General features: G+C 45.4%; 27 protein-coding genes and 2 pseudogenes. 13 read left to right on the top strand and 16 right to left on the bottom strand.

Annotated elements, in window-relative coordinates:
• Positions 1-32 precede the first annotated feature (32 nt).
• The 4 genes from A4V03_RS06455 to A4V03_RS06440 all read right to left on the bottom strand — a co-directional run bounded on the left by A4V03_RS06455 (position 33) and on the right by A4V03_RS06440 (position 4,968).
• Positions 33-1,244 (bottom strand): acyloxyacyl hydrolase, encoded by a 1,212-nt coding sequence (locus A4V03_RS06455; protein WP_065538321.1) that lies wholly within the window; start codon positions 1,242-1,244, stop codon positions 33-35.
• Positions 1,237-2,211 (bottom strand): hypothetical protein, encoded by a 975-nt coding sequence (locus tag A4V03_RS06450; protein ID WP_065538320.1) that lies wholly within the window; start codon positions 2,209-2,211, stop codon positions 1,237-1,239. The genes A4V03_RS06455 and A4V03_RS06450 overlap by 8 nt, the downstream gene beginning before the upstream one ends.
• A gap of 232 nt (positions 2,212-2,443) precedes the next feature.
• Positions 2,444-3,595, bottom strand: a complete 1,152-nt coding sequence (locus tag A4V03_RS06445) for an ISAs1 family transposase (protein WP_065538319.1) — start codon at positions 3,593-3,595, stop codon at positions 2,444-2,446.
• 221 nt (positions 3,596-3,816) lie between these two features.
• Entirely contained in the window at positions 3,817-4,968 is a 1,152-nt protein-coding gene (locus A4V03_RS06440) for an ISAs1 family transposase (RefSeq protein WP_024988584.1), read from the bottom strand.
• 434 nt (positions 4,969-5,402) lie between these two features.
• On the opposite strand from A4V03_RS06440, the gene A4V03_RS06435 reads away from it, so the two are divergent.
• From A4V03_RS06435 to A4V03_RS06415, 5 genes are all read left to right on the top strand, one after another.
• Positions 5,403-6,146, top strand: coding sequence for a polyprenol monophosphomannose synthase (locus A4V03_RS06435; protein WP_065538318.1), 744 nt, complete (start codon positions 5,403-5,405; stop codon positions 6,144-6,146).
• Positions 6,143-7,483, top strand: coding sequence for a dihydroorotase (locus A4V03_RS06430; RefSeq protein ID WP_065538317.1), 1,341 nt, complete (start codon positions 6,143-6,145; stop codon positions 7,481-7,483). Before A4V03_RS06435 ends, A4V03_RS06430 begins: the two co-directional genes overlap by 4 nt.
• A gap of 140 nt (positions 7,484-7,623) precedes the next feature.
• Positions 7,624-8,526 carry a vitamin B12 dependent-methionine synthase activation domain-containing protein gene (locus tag A4V03_RS06425; protein ID WP_065538316.1) on the top strand — a complete coding sequence of 301 codons (903 nt, stop codon included), beginning with the start codon at positions 7,624-7,626 and terminating at the stop codon, positions 8,524-8,526.
• 68 nt (positions 8,527-8,594) lie between these two features.
• Positions 8,595-9,104 carry an RNA polymerase sigma factor gene (locus A4V03_RS06420; RefSeq protein ID WP_065538315.1) on the top strand — a complete coding sequence of 170 codons (510 nt, stop codon included), beginning with the start codon at positions 8,595-8,597 and terminating at the stop codon, positions 9,102-9,104.
• A 5-nt stretch (positions 9,105-9,109) separates the two neighbouring features.
• Positions 9,110-9,685 carry a hypothetical protein gene (locus A4V03_RS06415; protein ID WP_065538314.1) on the top strand — a complete coding sequence of 192 codons (576 nt, stop codon included), beginning with the start codon at positions 9,110-9,112 and terminating at the stop codon, positions 9,683-9,685.
• 19 nt (positions 9,686-9,704) lie between these two features.
• On the opposite strand, the gene A4V03_RS06410 is transcribed toward A4V03_RS06415, so the two are convergent.
• The 3 genes from A4V03_RS06410 to A4V03_RS21760 all read right to left on the bottom strand — a co-directional run bounded on the left by A4V03_RS06410 (position 9,705) and on the right by A4V03_RS21760 (position 14,591).
• Complete coding sequence (locus A4V03_RS06410) at positions 9,705-12,572, bottom strand: SbcC/MukB-like Walker B domain-containing protein (RefSeq protein WP_065538313.1); 2,868 nt, start codon at positions 12,570-12,572, stop codon at positions 9,705-9,707.
• Positions 12,569-13,822 carry an exonuclease SbcCD subunit D C-terminal domain-containing protein gene (locus tag A4V03_RS06405; RefSeq protein ID WP_065538312.1) on the bottom strand — a complete coding sequence of 418 codons (1,254 nt, stop codon included), beginning with the start codon at positions 13,820-13,822 and terminating at the stop codon, positions 12,569-12,571. Before A4V03_RS06405 ends, A4V03_RS06410 begins: the two co-directional genes overlap by 4 nt.
• A gap of 556 nt (positions 13,823-14,378) precedes the next feature.
• On the bottom strand, positions 14,379-14,591 hold the full coding sequence (locus tag A4V03_RS21760; protein ID WP_171031146.1) for a hypothetical protein: 213 nt from the start codon (positions 14,589-14,591) through the stop codon (positions 14,379-14,381).
• Positions 14,592-14,938: 347 nt separating this feature from the next.
• On the opposite strand from A4V03_RS21760, the gene A4V03_RS06385 reads away from it, so the two are divergent.
• From A4V03_RS06385 to A4V03_RS06350, 8 genes are read left to right on the top strand one after another with little or no spacing between them, the layout of a single operon-like run.
• Positions 14,939-15,154 carry a hypothetical protein gene (locus A4V03_RS06385; RefSeq protein WP_004291535.1) on the top strand — a complete coding sequence of 72 codons (216 nt, stop codon included), beginning with the start codon at positions 14,939-14,941 and terminating at the stop codon, positions 15,152-15,154.
• Positions 15,155-15,165: 11 nt separating this feature from the next.
• Positions 15,166-15,387: a hypothetical protein gene (locus A4V03_RS06380; RefSeq protein ID WP_004291534.1), complete on the top strand. Its 222-nt coding sequence runs from the start codon at positions 15,166-15,168 to the stop codon at positions 15,385-15,387.
• 13 nt (positions 15,388-15,400) lie between these two features.
• Positions 15,401-15,817: a PcfK-like family protein gene (locus tag A4V03_RS06375; RefSeq protein ID WP_004291533.1), complete on the top strand. Its 417-nt coding sequence runs from the start codon at positions 15,401-15,403 to the stop codon at positions 15,815-15,817.
• Positions 15,814-17,145 (top strand): PcfJ domain-containing protein, encoded by a 1,332-nt coding sequence (locus A4V03_RS06370; protein ID WP_004291532.1) that lies wholly within the window; start codon positions 15,814-15,816, stop codon positions 17,143-17,145. Before A4V03_RS06375 ends, A4V03_RS06370 begins: the two co-directional genes overlap by 4 nt.
• Before the next feature lie 24 nt (positions 17,146-17,169).
• Positions 17,170-17,427 carry a hypothetical protein gene (locus A4V03_RS06365; RefSeq protein WP_004291531.1) on the top strand — a complete coding sequence of 86 codons (258 nt, stop codon included), beginning with the start codon at positions 17,170-17,172 and terminating at the stop codon, positions 17,425-17,427.
• A 19-nt stretch (positions 17,428-17,446) separates the two neighbouring features.
• On the top strand, positions 17,447-17,680 hold the full coding sequence (locus A4V03_RS06360) for a DUF3873 domain-containing protein (protein ID WP_004304291.1): 234 nt from the start codon (positions 17,447-17,449) through the stop codon (positions 17,678-17,680).
• Entirely contained in the window at positions 17,677-17,922 is a 246-nt protein-coding gene (locus A4V03_RS06355) for a DUF6956 domain-containing protein (RefSeq protein WP_004291529.1), read from the top strand. Before A4V03_RS06360 ends, A4V03_RS06355 begins: the two co-directional genes overlap by 4 nt.
• Before the next feature lie 53 nt (positions 17,923-17,975).
• The gene (locus tag A4V03_RS06350) at positions 17,976-18,284 is read left to right on the top strand and encodes a hypothetical protein (protein WP_004304290.1); all 309 of its coding nucleotides are present in this window, start codon (positions 17,976-17,978) and stop codon (positions 18,282-18,284) included.
• A 33-nt stretch (positions 18,285-18,317) separates the two neighbouring features.
• Here the strand turns inward: A4V03_RS06350 and A4V03_RS21525 are convergent, their stop codons facing one another.
• From A4V03_RS21525 to A4V03_RS06305, 9 genes and pseudogenes are all read right to left on the bottom strand, one after another.
• The gene (locus tag A4V03_RS21525) at positions 18,318-18,707 is read right to left on the bottom strand and encodes a hypothetical protein (RefSeq protein ID WP_004291527.1); all 390 of its coding nucleotides are present in this window, start codon (positions 18,705-18,707) and stop codon (positions 18,318-18,320) included.
• 64 nt (positions 18,708-18,771) lie between these two features.
• The gene (locus tag A4V03_RS06340; protein WP_004291526.1) at positions 18,772-19,299 is read right to left on the bottom strand and encodes a glycoside hydrolase family protein; all 528 of its coding nucleotides are present in this window, start codon (positions 19,297-19,299) and stop codon (positions 18,772-18,774) included.
• Complete coding sequence (locus A4V03_RS06335) at positions 19,296-19,799, bottom strand: DUF3872 domain-containing protein (protein WP_004291525.1); 504 nt, start codon at positions 19,797-19,799, stop codon at positions 19,296-19,298. Before A4V03_RS06335 ends, A4V03_RS06340 begins: the two co-directional genes overlap by 4 nt.
• Positions 19,796-20,698, bottom strand: a complete 903-nt coding sequence (locus tag A4V03_RS06330; protein WP_004291524.1) for a toprim domain-containing protein — start codon at positions 20,696-20,698, stop codon at positions 19,796-19,798. The genes A4V03_RS06335 and A4V03_RS06330 overlap by 4 nt, the downstream gene beginning before the upstream one ends.
• Before the next feature lie 7 nt (positions 20,699-20,705).
• On the bottom strand, positions 20,706-21,281 hold the full coding sequence (locus A4V03_RS06325; protein ID WP_004291523.1) for a conjugal transfer protein TraO: 576 nt from the start codon (positions 21,279-21,281) through the stop codon (positions 20,706-20,708).
• 2 nt (positions 21,282-21,283) lie between these two features.
• Positions 21,284-21,874, bottom strand: a pseudogene (gene traN / locus A4V03_RS06320) (conjugative transposon protein TraN); the annotation flags it as partial.
• Positions 21,875-21,980: 106 nt separating this feature from the next.
• Entirely contained in the window at positions 21,981-23,792 is a 1,812-nt protein-coding gene (locus tag A4V03_RS06315; RefSeq protein ID WP_016270896.1) for a reverse transcriptase/maturase family protein, read from the bottom strand.
• Positions 23,793-23,826: 34 nt separating this feature from the next.
• Positions 23,827-24,315, bottom strand: coding sequence for a hypothetical protein (locus tag A4V03_RS06310; RefSeq protein WP_016270895.1), 489 nt, complete (start codon positions 24,313-24,315; stop codon positions 23,827-23,829).
• A 39-nt stretch (positions 24,316-24,354) separates the two neighbouring features.
• Positions 24,355-24,759, bottom strand: a pseudogene (locus A4V03_RS06305) (DUF4138 domain-containing protein); the annotation flags it as partial.

Raw genomic sequence — 24,759 nt, 5'->3', positions numbered from 1 at the left:
TCTCCATCCTGTCACTCTAACGTCTCCATTCGTCACTTTGCATTGAATCTGAAGCCAAGTCCCAACATCAAGTTGTTGGGGTATCTGAAGTCATACAACTGATAGCCGGTATGGATAAAAACGTTCTTCGTCAGGGTTGTTTTCAGCACAAAGGTCTGATAGAAAGCGTTTGTATCGGCACCTTGGCAGAAGAAATTCTTGCCAATGCCCAAGTTGATAGAGAAAATGGGCATCACGATTTCCGCACGCGCCGAGAGTCCTGCCGAAAACTGTTCTTTGAAAGCGGGACGATAGAATTTCACCTCTTCAGGATTGGAAGGAATATACTCGTTGGCTATGTGCTTCATGATGTTGGCGCTTTCATCGTATTGCAAATCCAAGGACACGCCCGCCCGGAAATATTTGTTGAAGTTGTAAAGAGGATTGAAATTGAGTCCGATGATACCAAAAGAGCCCGGCACCATCAGCGGGTTCGCGCCTTCGGGCCAAATGCCTTTCTTCCGTGTGGCACCGTAAACGACAAGGTCGTAACTTACGAATTTTCTGAAAGGCGTCCGGAGCTGCCGTCCGACAGAAAGCGTGCGATGGGGCTCTTCACGGTCACCCAAGAAGTGGGTGACGCCTACCGATGCTCCCAAGGTGTTGACTCCCGAGTTCGGATAACGGGTGTTTCCGTTTGAATAGTGTGACATACCTACACCGGCACGCAGATGGGTGTGTGATGAAATCCGCCAGTTGAGCAGAAAACCCAGATTGATGTAGGCATTGATTTTCGACCCCACTACCTCGTTATGCGGATTGTCGAGCTTATCAAACTTCTTCCATCCGAACGACGCGCCGAAATTCCATTCGTAGTCGAACGACAGACGGGAAGTAATGTCGGCAATCTTTGATGTCTGAAAGACGTAGACGGCAAGCGGATTGCCCACTTCGACGGTATTATGGAATGTGTTGTAAGCCACGCCGATACCCTGTACGGCATACGGATATCTCCTACCCGTTTCCGTATCGGGCGAGAACTTGAAGCCATACTTCAGATGTCCCGAAAGAGTGGAGTTGATGCTGTTTCCCGTACGATTGACGCCTCTAAAGAAATCGTGCGTAGGAAAAACGTACGCCGGACGGAAATCGACACTAAGCGCATGTATCACCTTCCGTGAAACGGTGTCGGCTTCGGACGCGGAAAGCGAAGCGACCGATAAGGCTGCCGAAAGCACAAGCGGAAATATTCGGAACTTAATCATATTGTTCAGACTCCATCTTTTCCTTGAAAATTAAATAATTTATATAGCTCTGACTGTAAAGAAAAGCACTGAATTCGCGCTTGCCACCCGTTATCGGATTGGACGCATATACCTTGAGAGGGACTTCATACCGTTCAAGGTAATTGTAGACAACCACCTTCCTCTTATCATGCGCATCTATTTTCACCTCTACTGCCTTATCCTTATCCACATCTGCCGCTATGTATTGCTGTTTGATGCCAAAAGGTATTTTCGTATTCCCAAGTACGGGCTTCTCTTGATTGATTATATCCGGAATGACTATCGCGGGCAGATTGTCTCCAAAAAGCAGACTGTATTTTTCTTCCTCCCAGTTGCCACCATGGCTGTAAGGCCAGAAACGCAACTCCCGACGGGTGTTTCGGTAAGGATATACGGTTATGGTGGTAGGAGCATCCGCAAGTGTATTGTCTACAACGATACTTTCCATCTCGTCTATCATGCCGTATCCATAGAGGTAGAACTGTTCCCAATCGTACACTACGCTGTCTACCCGATACTTCGAGGTGGGCGCAAGTCTCACCCTGATATCTTCCATCTTATAAGCATTGCCTGTCAGGATACCTATATCCAGCGCTTGATTGTAAAGGTTCTCGCTGTACGAAACCTTCAACTTGTTACCACTGCTTTTTTCGATGCGGAAATCCACATACTCGTTCTTACAGTGCACCACTCCCAATTCTTTTTCTTTAAGAGGCAGAAAAGTTTCCTTCCCGTCCGATGTATACGCCTTGAACTCGCCCGTCCAGCCTTCAATGTTTTCAATCCCCCAATTGTCAGAAGTGAAAGTAATCTCTGCCGTCCGGTTGTCCTCCGACATCAGAACGGTTGCCGCACCGTGTGGCAGATAATCGTCCACAAAGACATCGCCATTGCATGCGGCAAGGACAAGTCCGATTAAAGCGATATATATGGTCTCACATTTCATGCTGTCAAACAGTCAATCAATCATTAACAGTTTCAAAAGTACGGTATTTTTTCACATTTATCATTCTGCAAGAAATTATTTATCCTGTTTTAACATACAAGATGTCTCATACCCACTCGTCGGCAACCGCTTGTTGACACATCAGGTATTAATAGAAAAGTTGCCGTCTGTTAATAGTAAACTTCCGATTTATCCGTAGTGAAATTCCGATTTACTGCCCAGGGCAAACGCATTATATTTTTATCTTATTTAATAGTTTGAACAAATATTCATCATTCCATCCTGCGTTTTTTCTTTTGGCTGCTACACTGCCCTTTGTTTCATCTTGTTTGATGATATAAAGGGCTATCTTATTAATTAAAGAAAAATTTTGCGCAGCATTACCTACTTTCCTTCCTGCGTCTTCTCTAAACGATACGTCTAACTGCCAATGTAGCCTGTTTTCTATATCCCAATGCGATCTTATAGCCTCTGAAATTTCTTTCGGTTTTAGCCCTAGTGAAGTAATGTAATATCTTTTTTCTACGGAAAGTTTTTTAGTGGCTACCTCCAGTCTTTCGGTATTAATTCTTACGATGGACTTGACCCCCTCAAATTTATCTTTCAGCATTGATTCCATAATCTTTCCCGGGCTATAAACCAGACATTCACGAGTCTCAATTCTCCCATGAGAAACCTCCTCTGTGACATATTTTCCATAGTGTGAACGGTATACCGGCCGATCAATATCAACACCATCCATCTCGTCTAGCCATCGTTCCACATCCATTAACCTGTTTTTTTGATTGGCCTTTAATGCCAGAATATAGTCTGCATTATTTTCTATTATTACTTCGGCAATATCTGTTTGGCATGCAATAGCATCAATTGTCACTATGCAATCCTGCAAATCCAGAGATTTTATAAGAGAAGGAATAGCGGTGATTTCATTGCTTTTATCATCTACTTTTACCTGACCCATACTGATTCCATTGGAAACAGCCCAGGCACTAACCATATGAAGCTTGAATCCTTTTTTGCCAAAGGGATTGTCTTTGCTGCACTTACTTGCTCCACGAAGCATTTTACCGTCTATAGCAACAACCCCTTCATACTTACCACAAAGCTCAGATACCCAATCACGAAAGACCAATTCAAAATAACCGGGTTTGAGTAAACTGAAAAAACGATTGAAAGTGTCATGACTTGGGATCTTTACTAAATCAGGAAAACGACGTTTAAAGAAGTCAAACTTACAAATACCGAACCGTTCTATTTCATTCCAACTTTCACTTCCACAGATTACAGCACACAAGGCTATATAAACGATGACTTCCAAAGAGTGTTCTTTTTTTCGGTCAATACGAGGATCTTCAAGTTGTTTACAAAGACTAATTAAGCTCATTTTAGGGTTTATTTTTGTTTAAATTCAATACAACAAAAATACAAATAAATAATTAATATACAAAATATTAATAGGTTAATAATAAGATAAATAATGAAAATGAAATATAGATAATAGTTGACTAATTAATAGACAAAATATAATGCGTCTGCCCTGATTTACTGCCATCAAACTATAAACAAAGCTTTCATTTATAAAAACACAAGCTCAGGGCAAACGCATTATATTTTTATCTTATTTAATAGTTTGAACAAATATTCATCATTCCATCCTGCGTTTTTTCTTTTGGCTGCTACACTGCCCTTTGTTTCATCTTGTTTGATGATATAAAGGGCTATCTTATTAATTAAAGAAAAATTTTGCGCAGCATTACCTACTTTCCTTCCTGCGTCTTCTCTAAACGATACGTCTAACTGCCAATGTAGCCTGTTTTCTATATCCCAATGCGATCTTATAGCCTCTGAAATTTCTTTCGGTTTTAGCCCTAGTGAAGTAATGTAATATCTTTTTTCTACGGAAAGTTTTTTAGTGGCTACCTCCAGTCTTTCGGTACTAATTCTTACGATGGACTTGACCCCCTCAAATTTATCTTTCAGCATTGATTCCATAATCTTTCCCGGGCTATAAACCAGACATTCACGAGTCTCAATTCTCCCATGAGAAACCTCCTCTGTGACATATTTTCCATAGTGTGAACGGTATACCGGCCGATCAATATCAACACCATCCATCTCGTCTAGCCAGCGTTCCACATCCATTAACCTGTTTTTTTGATTGGCCTTTAATGCCAGAATATAGTCTGCATTATTTTCTATTATTACTTCGGCAATATCTGTTTGGCATGCAATAGCATCAATTGTCACTATGCAATCCTGCAAATCCAGAGATTTTATAAGAGAAGGAATAGCGGTGATTTCATTGCTTTTATCATCTACTTTTACCTGACCCATACTGATTCCATTGGAAACAGCCCAGGCACTAACCATATGAAGCTTGAATCCTTTTTTGCCAAAGGGATTGTCTTTGCTGCACTTACTTGCTCCACGAAGCATTTTACCGTCTATAGCAACAACCCCTTCATACTTACCACAAAGCTCAGATACCCAATCACGAAAGACCAATTCAAAATAACCGGGTTTGAGTAAACTGAAAAAACGATTGAAAGTGTCATGACTTGGGATCTTTACTAAATCAGGAAAACGACGTTTAAAGAAGTCAAACTTACAAATACCGAACCGTTCTATTTCATTCCAGCTTTCACTTCCACAGATTACAGCACACAAGGCTATATAAACGATGACTTCCAAAGAGTGTTCTTTTTTTCGGTCAATACGAGGATCTTCAAGTTGTTTACAAAGACTAATTAAGCTCATTTTAGGGTTTATTTTTGTTTAAATTCAATACAACAAAAATACAAATAAATAATTAATATACAAAATATTAATAGATTAATAATAAGACAAATAATAAAAATGAAATATAGATAATAGTTGACTAATTGATAGACAAAATATAATGCGTCTGCCCTGAACACAAGCTTCGTTTTTATAATCAAAGTAGGCGTTTATAAAAACAAAGGTTGCGTTTATAGTTGACAGTTGCCCGTCGGAAAGTCTGATAACGGCAACGAAGAAGCTTACTATTAATAAGGAAGAAGTTTTCCGTTAATACTTACGGGCACATCCATTAATACCTTAAACACCATTGTGCGGCACATACGGACGTGCCTCCACGTTAAATAATCCTTAGTTCTATCCATAACTAAAGGAAAAAAGCTACTTTTGTTTCTAAATTTTATACTATTTATATGCAGACATCGGACAGCATCGTAATTATCCCTACCTACAACGAACGGGAGAACATAGAAAATATCATCCGAGCCGTTTTCGGACTCACCAAGACATTCCATATCCTGGTCATAGAAGACGGCTCTCCGGACGGAACGGCAGCCATCGTAAAAACCTTGCAACAAGAATTTCCCGAACGGCTTTTCATGATTGAACGCAAAGGGAAACTTGGATTGGGCACTGCCTATATCACCGGTTTCAAATGGGCACTGGAACATGCCTACGAGTACATCTTCGAAATGGATGCCGACTTCAGCCATAATCCGAACGATTTGCCCCGTTTGTATCAGGCTTGTTCGGAACAGGGTGGGGATGTATCCATCGGCTCCCGCTACATCAGCGGAGTGAACGTAGTGAACTGGCCGATGGGACGGGTGTTGATGTCGTATTTTGCCTCCAAGTATGTGAGACTTATCACGGGGATTCCCGTACACGACACCACCGCCGGATTCGTCTGTTACCGTCGTCAGGTATTGGAAACAATCGATTTGGACCATATCCGCTTCAAAGGATATGCATTTCAGATTGAAATGAAGTTCACCGCTTACAAATGCGGATTCAAAATCATTGAAGTTCCCGTAATCTTTATCAATCGCGAATTGGGCACTTCCAAGATGAACAGCAGCATCTTTGGAGAGGCCATATTTGGTGTGATTAAATTAAAAGTAAATAGTTGGTTCCATAAATTCCCGCAAAAGTCATGAAACGTACACTGATTCAACATGCCGTTATTGTTAACGAAGGAAGAAAAGTACTGGGTTCAGTAGTCATTGAAAATGAAAAGATAGCCGAAATACTGGTGGGTGAAGAAAAAGCAGCTTCCCCTTGTGACGAAGTCATTGATGCAAGCGGGTGTTATCTCCTGCCGGGTGTCATCGACGAACATGTTCATTTCCGTGATCCCGGACTGACTCATAAAGCAGATATTACCACCGAAAGCCATGCCGCTGCAGCAGGAGGGGTCACTTCCATCATGGACATGCCCAATACAAACCCGCAGACTACGACGCTGGAGGCTTTGGAAGAGAAATTCACCCTACTAGGTGAGAAATCAGCAGTCAACTATTCCTGCTATTTCGGAGCAACAAACACTAACTATACCCAGTTTGCACAACTGGATAAACACCGGGTTTGTGGCGTGAAGTTATTTATGGGTTCAAGCACCGGCAATATGCTGGTAGACCGGATGGCCAGCCTGCGTAATATATTCGGCGGAACCGATCTGCTTATCGCCGCCCATTGCGAAGACCAGGGAATTATCAAAGAAAATACGGATAAATATAAGAAAGAATACGGAGACGATGTACCTCTGGCTCTTCATCCGCTTCTCCGTTCGGAAGAGGCTTGCTATCGTTCGTCCGAACTGGCTGTGCAACTGGCAAGGGAAACAAATGCCCGCCTGCACATCATGCATATTTCCACCGCCAAAGAGCTGAGTCTGTTTTCCAACGCTCCTCTGGCACAAAAAAGAATTACGGCAGAAGCCTGCGTCTCCCATCTACTCTTTACGGAAGAAGATTATCAGACATTGGGTGCCCGCATCAAATGCAACCCTGCCATCAAGACTGCACAAGACCGGAAAGCCTTGCAAGAGGCTGTCAACAGCGGCCTGATTGATGCCATCGCAACCGATCATGCTCCACACTTGCTTAGTGAAAAAGAAGGCGGTGCATTAAAGGCAATGTCCGGAATGCCGATGATTCAGTTCTCGCTAGTCAGCATGTTGGAATTGGCAGATAAAGGAGTGTTTACCATCGAGAAAGTGGTAGAAAAAATGGCTCATGCTCCCGCACAGATGTATGAGATACGCAACAGGGGATTCATCCGCAAAGGCTATCAGGCTGACCTGGTATTGGTACGCCCCGACTCCGAATGGACCGTTACCACAGACTGCATCTTAAGTAAATGCAAATGGAGCCCGCTGGAAGGCCATACATTCAATTGGAAGGTAGAGAAAACATTCGCAAACGGACATCTGTTATATAACAACGGAGAAATAGATGAGACTTATCGCGGACAAGAATTGTTCTTCGAACGATAAATGATAATTTTGCGGAGTGCCCTGAAAGGGCATAATTGTATACAGTTCCACCCTTTAGGGTATGTCTAAAACGATAACATGCCGAATGGAAACCTTGTTGGGGCGCTACGCCCCTAAATTCCCATTTAATTGTATAAATTATGATTCTATCTTATAAAATACACACAGTTACCCCTTACATCAACTGGATTTACTTTTTCCACGCATGGGGTTTCCAGCCACGTTTTGCAGCCATCGCCAACATTCATGGATGTGATGCCTGCCGTGCTTCGTGGCTAACAACTTTCCCGGAAGAAGAACGTAATAAAGCCTCCGAAGCAATGCAGCTATTTAAAGAAGCCAACCGAATGCTCGATCTGCTCGACCGGGATTATGAGGTAAAAACTCTATTCAAGCTCTGCAAAGCAAATTCTGACGGAGATAACCTGATTATTGAGAAAGAAAAAGACCAATTCATCACCTTTCCTTTACTGCGTCAGCAGACGCCCAAAAGAGATGGAAGTCCTTTCCTTTGTCTAAGCGACTTTATCCGTCCTCTTTCTTCCGGCATCCCCGACACCATCGGTGCTTTTGCTTCTTCTATTGATGCGGACATGGAAGGGCTGTACGAACAGGACCCATATAAACACTTGCTTGTCCAAACCCTCTCCGACCGACTGGCAGAAGCTGCAACAGAAAAGATGCATGAGTATGTACGAAAAGAAGCATGGGGATATGCCAAAGAAGAAAATCTGGGCATAGCGGATTTATTGGTCGAGAAATATCAAGGTATTCGCCCTGCCGTCGGCTACCCGTCTTTACCGGATCAGTCTGTCAACTTCCTGTTGGATGAACTGTTGGACATGAAACAGATAGGTATTTCATTGACTGAAAACGGAGCCATGTATCCGCACGCTTCTGTTTGCGGACTTATGTTTTCACATCCGGCTTCCGAATATTTCTCTGTAGGAAAGATTGGAGAAGACCAACTCGAAGATTATACCCGCCGCCGGGGAAAAAACATCGAAGAAATGCGCAAGTTTCTGGCAGCGAATCTTCAATAATCATCATTCTCCTGTGATTTTTCTCCTTTTCTTACAACTAACTAACCAGAAAAGCAAGCATCGATTCCATGAGAGAACGAACAACAGAAGCCAATCCTCCTATTGAGCAAGAGTTTTTGTCGGTAATCCGCGAATATGAACGGGTGATCTACAAAGTGTGCTATCTGTACGCCAACCCCAATGCTCCTCTCAATGACCTTTATCAGGATGTGCTACTGAATCTTTGGAAAGCTTATCCTAAATTCAGAAAAGAATGTAAAGTATCTACATGGATTTATCGTATTGCCCTCAACACTTGTATCAGTTTTTATCGTAAAGAAAAGAATGTACCGGAAATTGTCAGTCTCACCAAAGATACTGACTGGACCGAAGCACACGACCCGATCAACGAAATGCTGAAACAGCTTTATCAGATGATTAACCAGCTGGGACAACTCGACAAATCAATTATCCTGCTCTATCTCGAAGACAAAAGTTATGAAGAGATAGCAGAAATTACCGGACTGACGGTTACCAATGTAGCGACCAAACTAAGCCGCATCAAAGACAAACTTAAAAGAATGAAAAAGGAGGAATAAGATATATGGAACTGGAAGAACTGAAAAAATCTTGGAATGCCTTGGATGAACACTTGAAAGACAGAGAGTTCATCAAAGAAGAAGAGCTTAAGAAGCTGATAAGGCATGCAGACAAAGGTATCCATGCCATCGCCAGCCTGAACATCAAGCTTATTCTGATTTCTTTGCCGATATTAATCTTGTTTCTAGCGGAGGTGTTGTTGCACAACAGATTGAACCCGATCTATATCATTATCATTTTCGCATGGATTCCCGCACTTTGCTGGGACATCGCCACCACCCGCTTTCTCCAACGGACTCAAATAGACGAGATGCCTCTGGTAGAAGTAATCAGCCGCGTGAACCGTATACACCGATGGACCATCAGAGAACGGCTGATTGCCATTGCTTTCCTTTTGGTACTGGCTGTACTCTCATTTATCTACTGGCAAGTGTGGCAATATGGAATAGGCATGATAGCCTTCTTTATCCTGTTATGGGGCGGAGGACTAGGATTGATTTTATGGATTTACCGCAAGAAGTTCTTAAATCGCATCCACGAAATAAAGAAGAATTTAAGCGAATTGAACGAATTAATGTAAAAGGAGATAATGCATGTGCTTACCCTGCAACGGTAAGCACACTCTTTCCATTCACTTTCTTATGCACTTGCACCTGAACAGAAATTCGTTCACTCATCTCCTGTACGTGAGAAATAACTCCGATTTTCCGTCCCTGCATCTGTAATTGTTCCAGTGCTTCCATTGCCGTACGCAGGCTTTCCGCATCCAAAGAGCCGAATCCTTCATCAATAAAAAGAGATTCTACTTTCAGGTTATTGCTTGATAAGGAAGACAAGCCCAAAGCCAATGCCAAAGATATCAGGAATGATTCACCACCGGAAAGAGAGTACACAGTCCGTATTTCATCACACATATCACAATCTATCACTTGAAGCGCCAACGTGTCGGGAACCTGTTGCAACTTATAGCGTTTAGAAAGGTAGGATAAATGTTTGTTGGCATGAAGCAACAGCAAATTCAAAGTGTAACTTTGAGCTATCACTTTAAATTTCGCTCCGTCTGCACTGCCAATCAGTTTATTAAGTTTCGCCCAACGTTCGGCAATCGTCTGTTTCTCTGCCAGCTCCTTCGCTATCTGTTCCACAGTTAGCTTATTCTTTTCCTGTTGTAGAAGACGGGCTTCCATAGTAGAAAAGGTACGTTCGGTATTCAGGTTTTCTTCCTGTTGTTTCTTTATTATTTCGGGAAGTTGTTCGGGAAACTCAATCTTTTTATACTGTTCCTGACATTCTCCGATAGCCAGCGTAATTTGCTTCATCTCTCCTTGCAAACTGGAAAGCCGATTGTGCACAGCCTCTACTTCTTTGCGTGCTTTCTCCAAAGCCAGATTCAGTTCTTTTTCTCTTTTTGCTACGACAGCTTCCGCTTCATTCGCACTTTTTCCTTTCAACAGTTGCGAACGTTCCTGACGAAGCACATTCAACGCTTTCTCTATAACTTCAAATCTCTTTTGCTCGGCTGAAGCAGTATTCTGCAGTAACACCAACTGCTCCTTAGCAGACGACACTTTCTGCATCGCCAGGCGACAGAGAGATACATTCTCACGAAGAGCTTCACAATGCGAACGCATCTTTTTAATTTCTTCATCGCTGCGTTGCCATTCTGCATAAAGATTACGATATGCTAAAATACGTTCAGCCAGTTCCGTCAAACGATGTTGTATCTGCTCTTCGTTACCAGCATTGATCCCAGCTTTATACAATGCCGCCAACTGTTCTCCAATCTGTCCGTCCACCATCTTCTGATGCGTCCAATCACGTTGCAAGACAATGCTCCGGTTATTGATCTGTTGACAGTTTGCTACTGCTGCATTATACTCCTGTTCTATACTCCGGAAAAGAGTATCTACTACCTCCTGTTCCTGATGGTAAGGATGCGCCGTACTACCGCAAACCGGACAAGCTTCCCCCTCCTGCAATTGCCGACGCAATGCTTTCACGTCTTTTCCCACTGCCATACGTGCATTTTCGTAAAGGCGTTGAGTTACTTTCAATGCGGTTTCTTGTTCCGTCAATTGTTTCAAACAATCAGTTGTTTCTTTCTCCAACCGTTCTATTTCCGCCTTGGTTTTCGTCTGCATTTCCGTCAATTGCCGGATATTCTGTTGGCGTGTCAACTCTTTTTGCAACTTCATCTGTTCTTCGGCCAATAACGGATATCCGAAAGAATTTAATTGCAATAACCGTTCTTCATTCGTGTTCATCCCGGCTGTCAGTTTGTTTTCTTCCTGTCGTAGAATTTCTTCCACCTGTTCTAGCTGCAACGCTTCTTCTATTCCTACATGATTCAGCAAACGGTTCAGAGAAGAATAAGCACCCTGCAACTGCTCCGTAGCCATCCGCATTTTTTGTTCCTGCTCCGACACCTGTTTATTAGCGGACTGTAACATCTGTTGCGATTGTGTGTAACTGTCCTGTTGCGACAGTATCTGTACATCCAATTGACGGGCTTTCTTCAAGTCCGGCTGTATGGCTTCCCATTGTGCCTTGAAATGCACCAATCCTTCTTCTTGTGAAGCCAATGCGCCTTGTAACATTTTTAATCTTGCCTGTTCCTCCTGTTCTTCCTGTTGCTTCTTCTTCCAAAGATCTTCTTGCATTTTTAATGAACGAACCACATTCAGCTGTTCATTCTGTTCCGCCAGCAGTTTGATTCCTGCCACACGCTTTTCCGCCAACAGTTCTTTCTCTTTTTGTAAAGCAAGCAATTCTTCTTCCGGCATCAATTCGATCACATTCATTCGATTCTGAATCAAAGTGACTTCTTCCTGTGCCGCCTTATTCCGGGCATAGACTTCTTGAGAAATCCGAGAATAAACACCGGTTCCCGTCAACTTCTCAAGCAACTCCGCTTTGGCCGCTCCTTTCGATTTCAGGAATGTCGCAAAATCATTCTGCGCCAATAATACGGTACGGGTAAACTGCTCATACGTCAACCCCACCAGCTCCACCAACTGAATCAACAACTCTTTTTTGGTACCCTGGAATTCTTTCTCTGTATCCAGTTCTTTCACCTCCATCGTTTGTGGCTGCAAAGAACCGCTTATCTTATTTCTTGTCCGCCTCACCGACCAGCGAGAACGGTAACGTCGTCCGTCAATGCCTAAGAAATCGACTTCCGCATAACCATCGCTTGTTCCCCGGCGCAATAAGTTTCTTACATCGGACTGATTTATCTGATTGTCTCCTACATCTGACAGATTCACACTTTCCACCGAAGTTGCGAAACGGGGAGCTTTATCATACAGTGCCAAACATAAAGCATCTAATAAAGTAGACTTACCGGCACCCGTAGGTCCTGATATGGCAAATATACCAGCAGAATGTAATGGTTCTGCTGTAAAATCAACTTCTACTGTCCCCTCTATCGAGGTCAGATTCTTCAATCGTATAGCCAGTATTTTCATTCTTCTTCCTCCTCTTCTTTACGAGTAGCAGCCAAATAGGCTTCCCGAAACAAACCTGTCAGTTCGGCTGGCATTTCTACCTGATAAATCTTTTCAAAGGCAGACTGCACAATCTGCAAGGGAGACATCTCCTGCAATCCTCTCTTCCAGTTCTCATTTTCTTTCTCCATATTTTCTACATTGGTGCGATAGGTAGACACAATGCGTGCCAATCGATAATTTTTATCTGCCAATGCCTCCTCAATCTCTTGCCGAAGCATGGGCTCCGGTTCCTCCAGCAGTACCTTCACTTCTAAATAAGGAGCTGTTTCTTCCGTGTCCGGCAATTCTTTCAAGGCTTCCAACACCACTTCCGGCAAGGCAGGATCTCCATTCGGCACACTTACCAAAGGGATTAATTTCGGGCATTCCAACCGTTCAATGTCTACTGCACAACCTCCGTCAAAGGTCACCATCACGACTCCATGATGATAATGTTTCTCTGCAAAAGACATCGGAATGGGACTTCCTGCATATCTCACATTCTCCCTTCCCGACACTCGCTGCGCTTTATGTATATGCCCCAATGCCGTATATGCTATCTGTTCGGAAAAAGCTTCCAGCGATACACATTCCAGACCGCCAATCACCGTACGCTCACTATAATCTTTTTCTGCAATCTCCGATCCTGTAGCCTGCAAATGACCGATGGCAAGAATCGACTGATTCGCTGTCCTTTGCTTCCATAGCCTTTGCAGAAGCTGCGAATATAGTTCGCGAACTCCCTCCGCGTACGGGTTGCCTTCTGTCTGCACGACCGGATAATCCCCTTGGCGCAAAAAAGGGACAGCCATACAAAGCAGTTCCACTTCCCCTTTCCGGTTCTTCAATTTCACGATCAAATGGTCATAATCAATTTCTCCACCTTCAAGTTTGCGCACCACCCCTCTGACTTCTGTCCGCATAGCCTGCAACAGAGGCAAAGGAGCTTCCAGACGTGCAGCCGAATCATGATTGCCGGCCACAATGACAATTTGCAGATTCGGATTCTCCACTGTCACCCGATAAATAAACTGATAATACATGCTTTGGGATGCAGCGGAAGGGTTGGAAACATCAAAAACATCTCCGGCTATAATCAATGCATCAATCTCTTTCTGACGAATTTCTTCTGCCAGCCAATTCAGGAATACCTCATGTTCTCCCGTGCGATCATATCCAAAAAAGGTTTGTCCCAAATGCCAGTCGGCAGTATGTAATATACGTATCATAATTTTGTAACTATCTCTACTAACAAAAGGCAAAAATAACACAATCGGAAAGATTATCCCGCATCGACCTCTCTTTTTTACCAATAATCATGTATATTTGCATTATGAAGTTACGAAAAGAGTGTAATTTATTGGAAATGAGCGTAGGTTAATTGCTCTTGATAGTAATAGGTTACGATTTAGTTAGTTATCTACTGCATTATCCTTCTGCGCGTTGCGTAACCTTCAAAGAACTCTTCGTATGCAAAAGTAGCTATTTAATTCGAGATTTTGATATAAACTCCCGTTTTTTATCCCCTCATTCATAAGAATTTTCCGTAAAAGCGGTATTGTCCGTCGGCACACCATTGCCCAAAACGAGTTTGGAACAAACGTGTGCCGACTACCGCATAGCTGGAGAAAAGGGCATTGCCTCACGCCTAAACGATGTTTAGACAGATGAAGCAATGCCCCTTTCTTTTGCGCCTATGCCAAGAGGTGCTTTTACGGGTTTTCAAATGATTTTTCTTTTTTCGCTGTCTCTTTTGCCGGAAGCGGAAAGTGAATGCAGAGTGTGTCAGCCTGCCCCATGAATGAAACAGGCGCCCACACACAGCCGGACAAACCGGGAAGAATGATTGTTGCCACCCGGCTGAACAAGTTCCGTCGGATCGGAAACAATCATACTTCCTTTGTTGTGGTTTGCCCTTTTCACGCTTCCGGTGATGTCTTTTTCCTTTTGGTGATTCTTTTTTTTACGGATTTTCCCCTGAAGTTTTTTTCTACACAATCTGCCTCTGTTTTCGTTTACCTCCATTTTGCGCCTTTCAGTAAGCCGCATCAGTCAGTCATTTTCGTTCTGGGCGCAAAGGTAATTCCGGGATTGGACGGGAAAGCAAGGTCAAGCCTCCTGTTTTCGGTAAAAATCTCCAGCCCTGCGGGTAGTATTTTGACCGAAAAACCTTGCATTCCCTAATCCCTACCTTTTCAAGCACCCGAAACGAAAACGACCGATGCGACAGAAAGACGCATAAAAAAAATGTCGGATAAACGAGAGGCAGATAAGATAGTTTGAAACTCAACTCCCTCAGCTCTTGAATCCGCATTAAAAACAAAAAAATCAAAAACAGCGAAGATATGACGGCAACGGCAAATTTCAGACAAATGGCGCAACACATCGGGTTGGCGATATGCGGCTTGATGATGCGCACCGCCTTCGGGGTGTTCGGCATCCTTTGGGGCATCATCAGAGAGATTGTAAACGGAGTGTTCCGAGTGGCGATAGGTGTAATCGTGGCTATCCTTTCCACCATTGCCTTCTTTGGCTTCATCCTTTGGTTATTCACCCTTTAACCCTTACCGACATGGCAAAAAGAAACAGCAAGACGGCAGCGCAGCAGTGCAGATATTACGAGGTGGACAACATCTTCGTGTATATGGTGGAAACGTACATCAACGGCAATTTTGAAACTTTCCGAAGATTGTACCACGAACTGAACAAGGACGCACGGAGGGATTTCATGGACTTCCTTCTCAGCGAGGTAGAGCCGACCTATTGGAGAGAGATACTGAAACAGATAATCTAAAAATGACAGCGATATGAAAGGAACAGACCATTTCAAGAGAACGATATATATGTACTTGGAACAGCGTGCGGAGGAAGATGCGCTATTTGCAAAGAAGTACCGCAACCCTGCCAAGAACATGGACGAGTGCGTGACCCACATTCTGAACTATGTGCAGAAAAGCGGTTGCAACGGTTTCACGGACGGAGAGATATTCGGGCAAGCCATCCACTACTATGAGGAAAACGAGATAGAGGTGGGCAAACCGATGGACTGCCAAGTGGTTGTGAACCACGTTGTGAAACTCACGGCAGAGGAAAAGGCGGAGGCACGTCAGAACGCTGTCCGCAAATACCAAGAGGAGGAACTCCGCAAGTTGCAGAACCGCCACAGACCGTCAGCGAGAAAAGAAAACCAACCCCAACCCTCATTATTTGATTTAGGCTTATGAAACCGAAGACCAAGATACAGAAAGAGGTGGCAAGACTTTCCGCCAACCTTCGCCCCATATCAGCGACACAAATAGATTGGGCATACCGCCACTGCGTTGAGCATATCGGCTACCGCACCAAGAAAGGGAACATCACCTGTTCCGACTGCGGTCACGAGTGGCACAGCGACAGCGGACTATGCGACACCCTTGAAGGCTGCACCTGCCCCAAATGCCATGCCGAACTCAAAGTGCAGGACACACGCAGACGCATCTACAAGGAAACGCAGAATTTCAGCGTGATAACCACCTGCAAAGGGTATCAGGTAATCCGCGTGGCGCAGGTCAGATGCGAGAGCAGGAAAGGCGAACCGATGCGTTTCTACTGCCACGAGGTCGTGCAGCGTTGGATTTCACCCGACGGCAAGGTTACGGACATGGCGTTGCTCCGTGGCTTCCTTTTCTGCTATTGCGATGTGTGGGCATTAGGCAGCGATATGGAGGTAAGACCGCACAACAGCCTATACGATGATGTGGTGGCAAGAAGCTGTGCATATCCAAAGATGAGGATATTGCCCCAACTCAGACGTAACGGCTTCAAGGGCGATTTCCACGGCATCTCCCCCGTGCGTCTTTTCAAAGCCTTGCTTTCAGACCCAAGAATTGAAACCCTTATGAAAGGCGGTGAGATTGAGGTCATGAAACACTTTCTTTTCAATACCCGTACTGCCGATGAATGTTGGGCATCATATCTGATTGCCAAGCGTCACAAGTATCAGATAGACAACCTCTCAATGTGGTGCGACTATCTGCGTATGCTCAAAAAACTCGGTCAAGACCTCCGTAACCCGAAGAACATCTGTCCCGAAGATTTCATGGCGGCACACGACAACGCAACCCGAAAAATTGAAGCCATACACGAGAAGGAAAGAGCCGCAGAGCAACGCCGTTGGGAGATTGAAAGGCGTGAGCGTGAGCAACAGCGACAACTCCAACGAAAGAAAGATGCGGAGGATTTCATCGCCAACAAATCCAAATTCTTCGGCTTGGTAATCACGGACGAGGAAATAATCGTCAAGGTGCTTGAAAGCATAGACGAGTATTACAACGAGGGCAAGACGCAGGGCATCTGCGTGTTTGGCAGTGGATACTACAAGAAAGCCGACACCCTCATACTATCGGCAAGGATTGGCGATGAGATTATTGAAACCGTAGAGGTGGACTTGCGAACCCTCGAAGTGGTGCAGTGCCACGGCAAGCACAACCAGGACACCGAATATCACGAGCGCATCATAGACCTTGTGAACAAGAACGCCAACCTTATCCGTGAGCGGATGAAAGCGGCATAGCATAACCCCTAAAACAACATTGATATGGAAGTAAGAATTGAAAGTATGATTTGTGTGTGGGATGATGCAATCCCCACGATGTTCCTTGAATTTGTGAACCTCCTCACTCTCACAACGAGTGAGGGGGAATTGAGAAAGAGCGTAAAGGAGTTTGCCGAGAAGCACGAACTTGACAAGTTTTTCCTTTACGGCTTCGGCTCACACCATTTCTACCTGCACCAACGCTACACAAGCAACCCCGAAATGGTGATGAAGAACAGAGTTCTGTCAGTACATTTTTAACCATCTAAAAAGCAACATTATGACAACACGAATGACCATCAACGGAGTAAGCACCTGCGCGGAAGCAGGTACGGAGAAATACGAGCGTTTCCAATCGGGTATCGGAAGACGCAGGCGGACACTTGTGCAGTACGACTACCGCCACCCCATAGACAGAGAATTGTTCTCTTGTGTCAAACCCACGTTGGACGAGTGCCGAGCCGCACGGGACAAGTGGCTGAACGCAAAGAAGGGAAAGGAGGACAGACTATGAACACGACCTATCAAACGCTGATAGTCAAGTTCAGCGAACCTATCACGGCATTGGACGGTATCTTTGACGATACCGGAGCGTGGGGAACGGACACCCTCAAGGGGTGGATAGATGATTACGAAAGCACACGTTTCACCGCCACCGACAGCCATACGGCAGTCATCACGAGCGAGTACAATATGGAATGTGTGAAAGAGTGGCTACAACGGCAGACCCCCATTTCCGAAATGCGAGAATTTTGAACGGGATGGCGGTGTCCGCACCGCCAATACTTAAAACCCTAAAAACAAAAGATATGATAGCCAAGACGATATTACAGCAGATAGGCGGAAAACGCTTCACCGCCATGACAGGTAGCCGTGATTTCATAGATATGGGCAACGGCTTACGGATGAGCCTTGCAAGGAACAAAACAAGTGCCAACCGCCTTGACATCATCTATGACGAAGGGGCAGACCTCTACAATATGCGCTTCTACCGCAGGACGTTCAGCAAAAAGACCTTTGAGTGCAAGACAAAGGACATTGCCGTACACGAGGGTATCTATTTTGATATGCTGGAGGAAATGTTCACGATGGTGACGGGACTTTACACACGCTTTTGAGTGGCGGGGCGGCGAGAGCCGCCCTACTTTCTTTCAGTGAGCATGATGGCGGACAAAGAAAGTAGCAAAGAAACCTTTGTCCAATCTGCGATAACTAAAAAATCCGCAAGTAAAACTTGCGGAGGCTATATATTGGGTCGTTATTTTTTGGTGGAGGGGAATGATAATCTCGAACCGTTGAACTACACATTTCTGCTTCGTCTCCATTTCCCCCAACGATTTGATACGTTCAATCATTTTTGTTGTTCCTTTCTGAATTTTCCTAAATACTTTCTTCATAATTTCGCTATACTTTTTATGGTTAATAACTATGTTTTGTATTGCTCTCACAACACTTACAACTTGAAGTGTTATTTGGAAACCGATAGGCAAAAATGGCTCAACGATGTCAATTAACGAGAAAATCCTACGATAATCTATCAAGTGATAGAGCAAAAGACGTGCCAAGTTAAATATGGCACGTCTTTTGCCAGTTTTGTCAGTCCTTTTATGGGATATACAACAGCGCAAACTCCGCCTTTCTCCGTTTGAGCAGCATGGCGTGGCGTTTTCCTTTGTAGTTGCAGAAGGCTATATACTCACGGTAGATGTTCCTGTCACCAGCTTCCAGCTTCTTGATTAAGGTGCTTTTGGGGATTGTTTTGCTGCCTAACAGCTTCGCCGGTCCCACATTGTAAGCTAACGTGCCAAGCAAAATCGAATCAACCCCGAATTTACGGAACATGGCGACAAATTTGCGCAGGTCTTTCCGCAAAAGTTCATCCGCATCCCGTTTTGTCATGGTTCGTGCCGAATACTTCTCGTTTGGCAAAAGTTTGTGACCCCAACCGACGTATGGGTAGTGTTTTTCTGAGTGCCAGCCTTCAAAGTAGCGGCAGCATAAAAAAGCACGTTCCATAAGCGGCAGTCGGTAGATTGCCGCCTGCCCGTCCGTTCCCTCTTGGCGGCTGATCTGCGCGGACACAGAACAGACCGTCAGAAGTGAACAGAGCATTGTCATGAATACACGCATCATTTCAACAAGGGGCTGAAGTTGCCGATGGGAACGATGGTAAGATCGTCGTCCTTTACATTCCTGTTGTTGAAGTCAAATTCCAGTTCGTAGGAGTTGCTAAAGTTATCCTCCACCACCACGATGAAATTATGCGCCTCATCACCCGCCGCCGTGTAGTACAGGCGGAATTTTTCGTTCTCCAGCAGGTAGCGGTCGTTAGGCAGGAAGGTGATGCCGTTATCCATTTTGAGCGAGCCTTCCCCCTCGAACTGGAAATAGCGGATGGTATAGAGCGTACCCGAAAAGTCGCCCTCCTTTTTCAGTTCACAGCGGATTTCCACTGTCTGCCCCTTTACTACCTTGTTCGGCACGGGCATGACCTCCACCGTGAAGGGATAGGACTGCTGGATGTCCATGTCATCGTCACATGACACGAGGGTGAATGACATGGCGGCTATCAGGCATAACGCCACTGCCTTGAATATTGATGTTCTCTTGTTTCTGTTGTTCAGTATGTTCATTGTTCTTCGATTTTTAGATGGTTGTTTTTCTGTTTTTTCGTTGTCAGTTGCAGGTACTCGTTCAAGTCCTTGCAACCGTCATAGAGGGAGGAACGGTCGGTGACACGTTCCCCGTATCGCATGGTAAGTGCGGCAAGCGTCCGCCGTCCGGCTTCGTCACGGTCGAGGAAGCAGCCGATGCGCCCGTATCCGTCCAGCAATCCCGCCGCCTTCTCCACGTTGGCGACTGAGTTCAGCACAAGACAGTCAGCGTTACCGGTTACACCAAGCGTCACGGCAGAGAGAAAGTCCATGAAGCCCTCGAACACGAGGCACTCGTCAGCCGGGATGTCATTCGCCTTTACCAGTGATACAGACTTCGGAGGTATGCAACCCTTGAAATATCGGCTTCTGACTTCATAGCCACCTGCCATGTTCGGAAAGCCAACGGCAAAATACCGTTTCCCACGCACACCGTAGTTCAAGCGGCAGCAGTGACGGGATGCGATGGCGTAAGGGATGCCCCGTTCCTCTAAATACTCCGTCAGCAGTGAGCGGAGCAGCGGAGCGACCTCCACATCCTCAAAAACGGATTCGGTCGGCTTCGAGAGATAGACGGGCTTTTCCCATCCGGCAACCGTCATATTGGCGGCTTCCGCTATGAACTTCGCTTGCTTCATGAAGTCATCGCTTTGCAGAAACTCCCCGGCAAGCGTGAAGATGTCGCCGCCCTTGCCCAAACCGAAGTCGTACCAGAGCTGTTTCGCCACGTTCACACGGAAAGAGGATGTGCGCTCGCCCCTGTACGGGGCAAGATACCACAGCTCGTTACCGCTCCTTCTGACAGGCTCATGCCCCAGCCGTGCGAGAAAATCCGCAAGCGGCATCCTTCTGACAGCATCTATTTCCGTCCTTTCCATGCCCGTGTCAGTTGATGATGAACTTGATACCGACCCCGAACTGCGTGTGGAACTTCCGTGTGTCGCCACCCCAAAGGCAACGCTCCCGCAGGTTGGCAAGCAGGGCGATACGGTCTGCCACGTAACACTCCACATCGAGCGTCAGCGCACCGCCGTAGATGAAGGCGTCCCGGTCGTGCAGCGTGGAGCCGTCATGCAGCACCTTCTTCCCCCAATTTACCGCCTCATATCCGGCGAGAGCCGAAGCCCCGGCATAGACGAAAACAATCTTTCGGGCGTCCGACAGTATCTTGAAGTAATAGCCGCCCTCCGCCGTGAACTGCGCCACGGGTATCTTGGTGTCCTTGTAGGGATTGTTCTTCAACAGGTATTCGCCACCGAACACCCACTTGTTCCCCTTCTTCGTGTAGGTGGAGAGAGCCGCCCCGAAGCTGTACCCGCCGTCCTTGCCGCCGAGATTGAAGCCGTCCGCCATGTCCGCCCTCACCTCGATGCCCTGCATCTTCGGCAGACACCGCTGGGCGTGCGCCTGCCCTGTAAAAAGGGCAAGCGACGCGATGATTATTGCGATGTACTTTCTCATGGTCAGCGTACTTGAAGTTCGTTGATGGTACCCGCGCGTACCAAATCCTCGTTCTCAATCACGAAGGACTGGTGACGGCCGCCGTTCTTCTCGTTCAATTCCACCACGAGGCACTTGTCATCGGGGATGGTGAACTTCGCCATCATGAAGACCGTGCGCTCGCTCTTTTTGCCCGGCACGAGGGTGGCGTAGTTCTGCGCGCGGAGCGGCAGAATAATCTGCTCCTGCACGGCAGTACGCTTCGCAACCTTCTTGTCCACGATTTTCCAAGTGATGTAGTCCACATCGAAAGGCACGTTGCTCTGGTTCTTTATCTCCGTGTGGAAATAAAGCAAGCCGTTGTGCGTGTAGATGCCTTTCAACAGGTATTGGATGCCGAAACGCTTGCAGCCGATATGCTTCACCTCGCGCTTGTTCTGTTTGTGGATGGACTTCATGATAAGGCGCACCAGCATCGGGCTTTCGCTGCCCAGCTCTTTCAGATAGATTTCCTGCGCGTTGTTCGGGCGGTTCACCGTGCTGCCGTCATGGATGAAGTCGCACATCTCCACGTTGAGCAACAGCGGTTCGGCGGCGTACTTCACGTGTAGGCTCGGTAATGGACGCCTTGCCACCTTTCGGTGGTAGGTTTCCCATAACCTGCCCCCGAACCGTACGTGCAGGTCTCCCTGCATACGGCTCTCCACTGGTAATATCAGTTTATTTGTCATGTTCATGAATTTTGGCATTACAATGTTCACATACCGCCAATGTCTTGCGCCATTTCTTAATCATTATTCGGTGCCACTCAGTGTTGAGGGGTATCCCTTTGAGTTTACGAACCTGATACATTACGGTCTTGACATTGGTTGCTCCACACAGTTCACATTTGTGTTCCATAAGTCTCTCTGCGAGAGTAGGAAACGGAAGTACAAATGTATTTGGTAAATTATCGCAAGTTGCGTCTTTGTTTGGTTCTTGCCTCGCAAATCCATCGTTATAGAATATTCGGAACTTGGTTTCCCCTTTCTTTTCTTGATAAGGAATTGCCAAATCATGGTCTCTCCTGTACTTTCGTATTACCTTGGCAGTAGATGAATTTAATTTCTTTGCTAAGGTCTTGCAGAAACTATATCGCATTATGTAACCGAATTTACTTCCTGCATAAGAGATGTTGTCCGCAATTCTATAATATTGGTACAAACCTCTAATTTCAGTTGTATAGCGTGCGCAGATTGTTGCAGGGTCTTCCTTGGTTAGGTAATTGCGTGGCATGGCATACCAAATTTCCTTTCCATTGATTACCCTAAGTTCCATAGCCTTCAGTTCCAATAATTTCTTTTGGACGGTGGCAATGGGCAGAGTAAGCATTATGCGTCCGCTAAACGGTCTCTTCAACCAACCCAGCTTATTTCGCTTCATGGCTTCGGATTTTCTGATAGAGATTTCATACCCAAGAAACTTTGCTGAGTCCTGTGCATTTGTGATAAGAGTCTTTTCTTCAGATAGTTCAAGTTTTAGCTTGTCTCTCATGAAGGTTGTAAAATCCTTTTTCATCTTTACACAATCGTCCTTGCTACCAATTACACCGATTAGAAAATCATCGGCATATCTGATATATTTGAGTCTCTTGTAATTGCTATCCATAGCCATTGACGCTGATGTATTGCGAGTCATTGCTTCCGCAACTTTCAGTTGGGAAAGCAATTCTCTTTTGATGTCCTCATCTGTGGCGTTTCTGATAGCCTTGCGTAACCTTATAGCCTTTCGACTATATTTTGCGTGGAGTGGGTTTTCCCGCCTTTTCTTGCCTTTATCGAAGGATTCAGCATACTCACGCATGTACTTATCGAACTTATCAAGGTAAACATTAGCCAGAATGGGGCTTATAATTCCTCCTTGTGGTGTTCCCGAATACGTGTTGTGAAATGTAAAATCTTCAATATAACCAGCCTTAAGGAATTTCCATATCAGTCGAATAAATCTTTCGTCTGATATACGCTCACGAAGAGTGTCAATCAAAATATGGTGGTCGATGTTGTCGAAGAACCCTTTGATGTCTCCTTCAATGAACCAGTTTGCACCAGTGAAGAGATTTCGGATGGAACGCAAGGCTGTCTGACAGCTTCTTCTTGGTCTGAATCCATGCGAAGTATCCTCGAAATGTCCTTCGTAAATAGCTTCAAGAATAAGTCTGACGACCTCTTGTACCATCTTATCTTCGATTGATGGTATGCCTAATGGTCTTTTCTTCCCATTCTTTTTGGGAATATAGACTCTTCGGGCTGGTGTTGGCATGTAGCTTTCATCCTTTAGCGTAGCTATCAGATGTCCTATTCTTTCAATACTCATTCCGTCAATGGTTTTATCGTCTGAGCCAGGTGTCATGTTACCGGGTTTTGCATATATCCGCTGATAGGCTACATAAAACATCTGTTCATTGAATAGGATGCGGTACAACCTTTCATACTTGTAATGCACATCTTTACTATGTGCAGATAAACTGTTTAATATGGTCTCTGGATTTCTCATACGTCTCACACGTTATCATTTGACTATATTAAGATTACCAAGCTGTTCCCCTTCGCCATGTACGTGGCTTTCCCACGCTCAGACTACTACGGGAACTCCGTTGCCATGCGGAGTTTTCAGAGCCTGCGCTCATAGCCTTTCGGCATCTCCGTGTAGGCAATCCCCATTTAGTGGACTTGATAACTTGGCTTGACAGACTATCGGATGCAACGTACATCCTTTTCCGTTTTCTGTCGGATATGTCGCAGTAAATTCCTTGCCCATCACTCCGTTCAATAAGCGTGGGTACTGCGAGGCAACGTATGTAACTGCTTTCCGTTGCCACCTCTACATAAGTCATAGGACTATTGTTCAACCAATCAGGCTTCATCCTTATGTCTGTCTTTTCCCAATAGCAATTCAGTCGCAGTTTAGCTATTAACTGACTTATCGCGTTACCGACATGCTTCACTCCCCGTTTGGTTTCCCATTCGGATAAGTCGGTTTGGGATAGGTTTCTTAATTGGAATACTAACCTAATCACTTGCCAGTGTGATTATTATCAAGCCCCTATTATGGGCGCACTGAAGGTGTAGAAACTGCCGTCCTCCGTGATGACGGACATATTCGTTTCGTTGGGAAAATTCCTTACGGTAGCCTTCACACGGATGATGTTCTCCGCTCCGTCGGCTTTCCCGGCAATCAGGTCGGGCGAGCCTAAATCGACATAGCGCACCTCCGCCGGAAAAATGACGTGGACGGTCTTGTCGTAGGTCACTTCCAGACCGTGCGGCGGTATCATGCGGTCGAAGGTCAGCTTGCGTGACAGCCCGTGATATAGGTCGCCGTCCGCCTCCTTCTGCGGATAGACCTCCTTCGTCAAGGTCGGTTGTTCACTTCCGTTGGTCGTTTCAACGGTTACATTCTCCTGCGCGTTGGCAGTTATGATGCCCATAGCGAGGGCAAACATGATGATTACTTTTCTCAT

The sequence above is a fragment of the Bacteroides caecimuris genome (genome assembly GCF_001688725.2).
Classification (GTDB): domain Bacteria; phylum Bacteroidota; class Bacteroidia; order Bacteroidales; family Bacteroidaceae; genus Bacteroides; species Bacteroides caecimuris.
The sequence above is the reverse complement of the archived record's forward strand: the minus strand, read 5'-3'. Positions and strand labels throughout refer to the sequence as shown.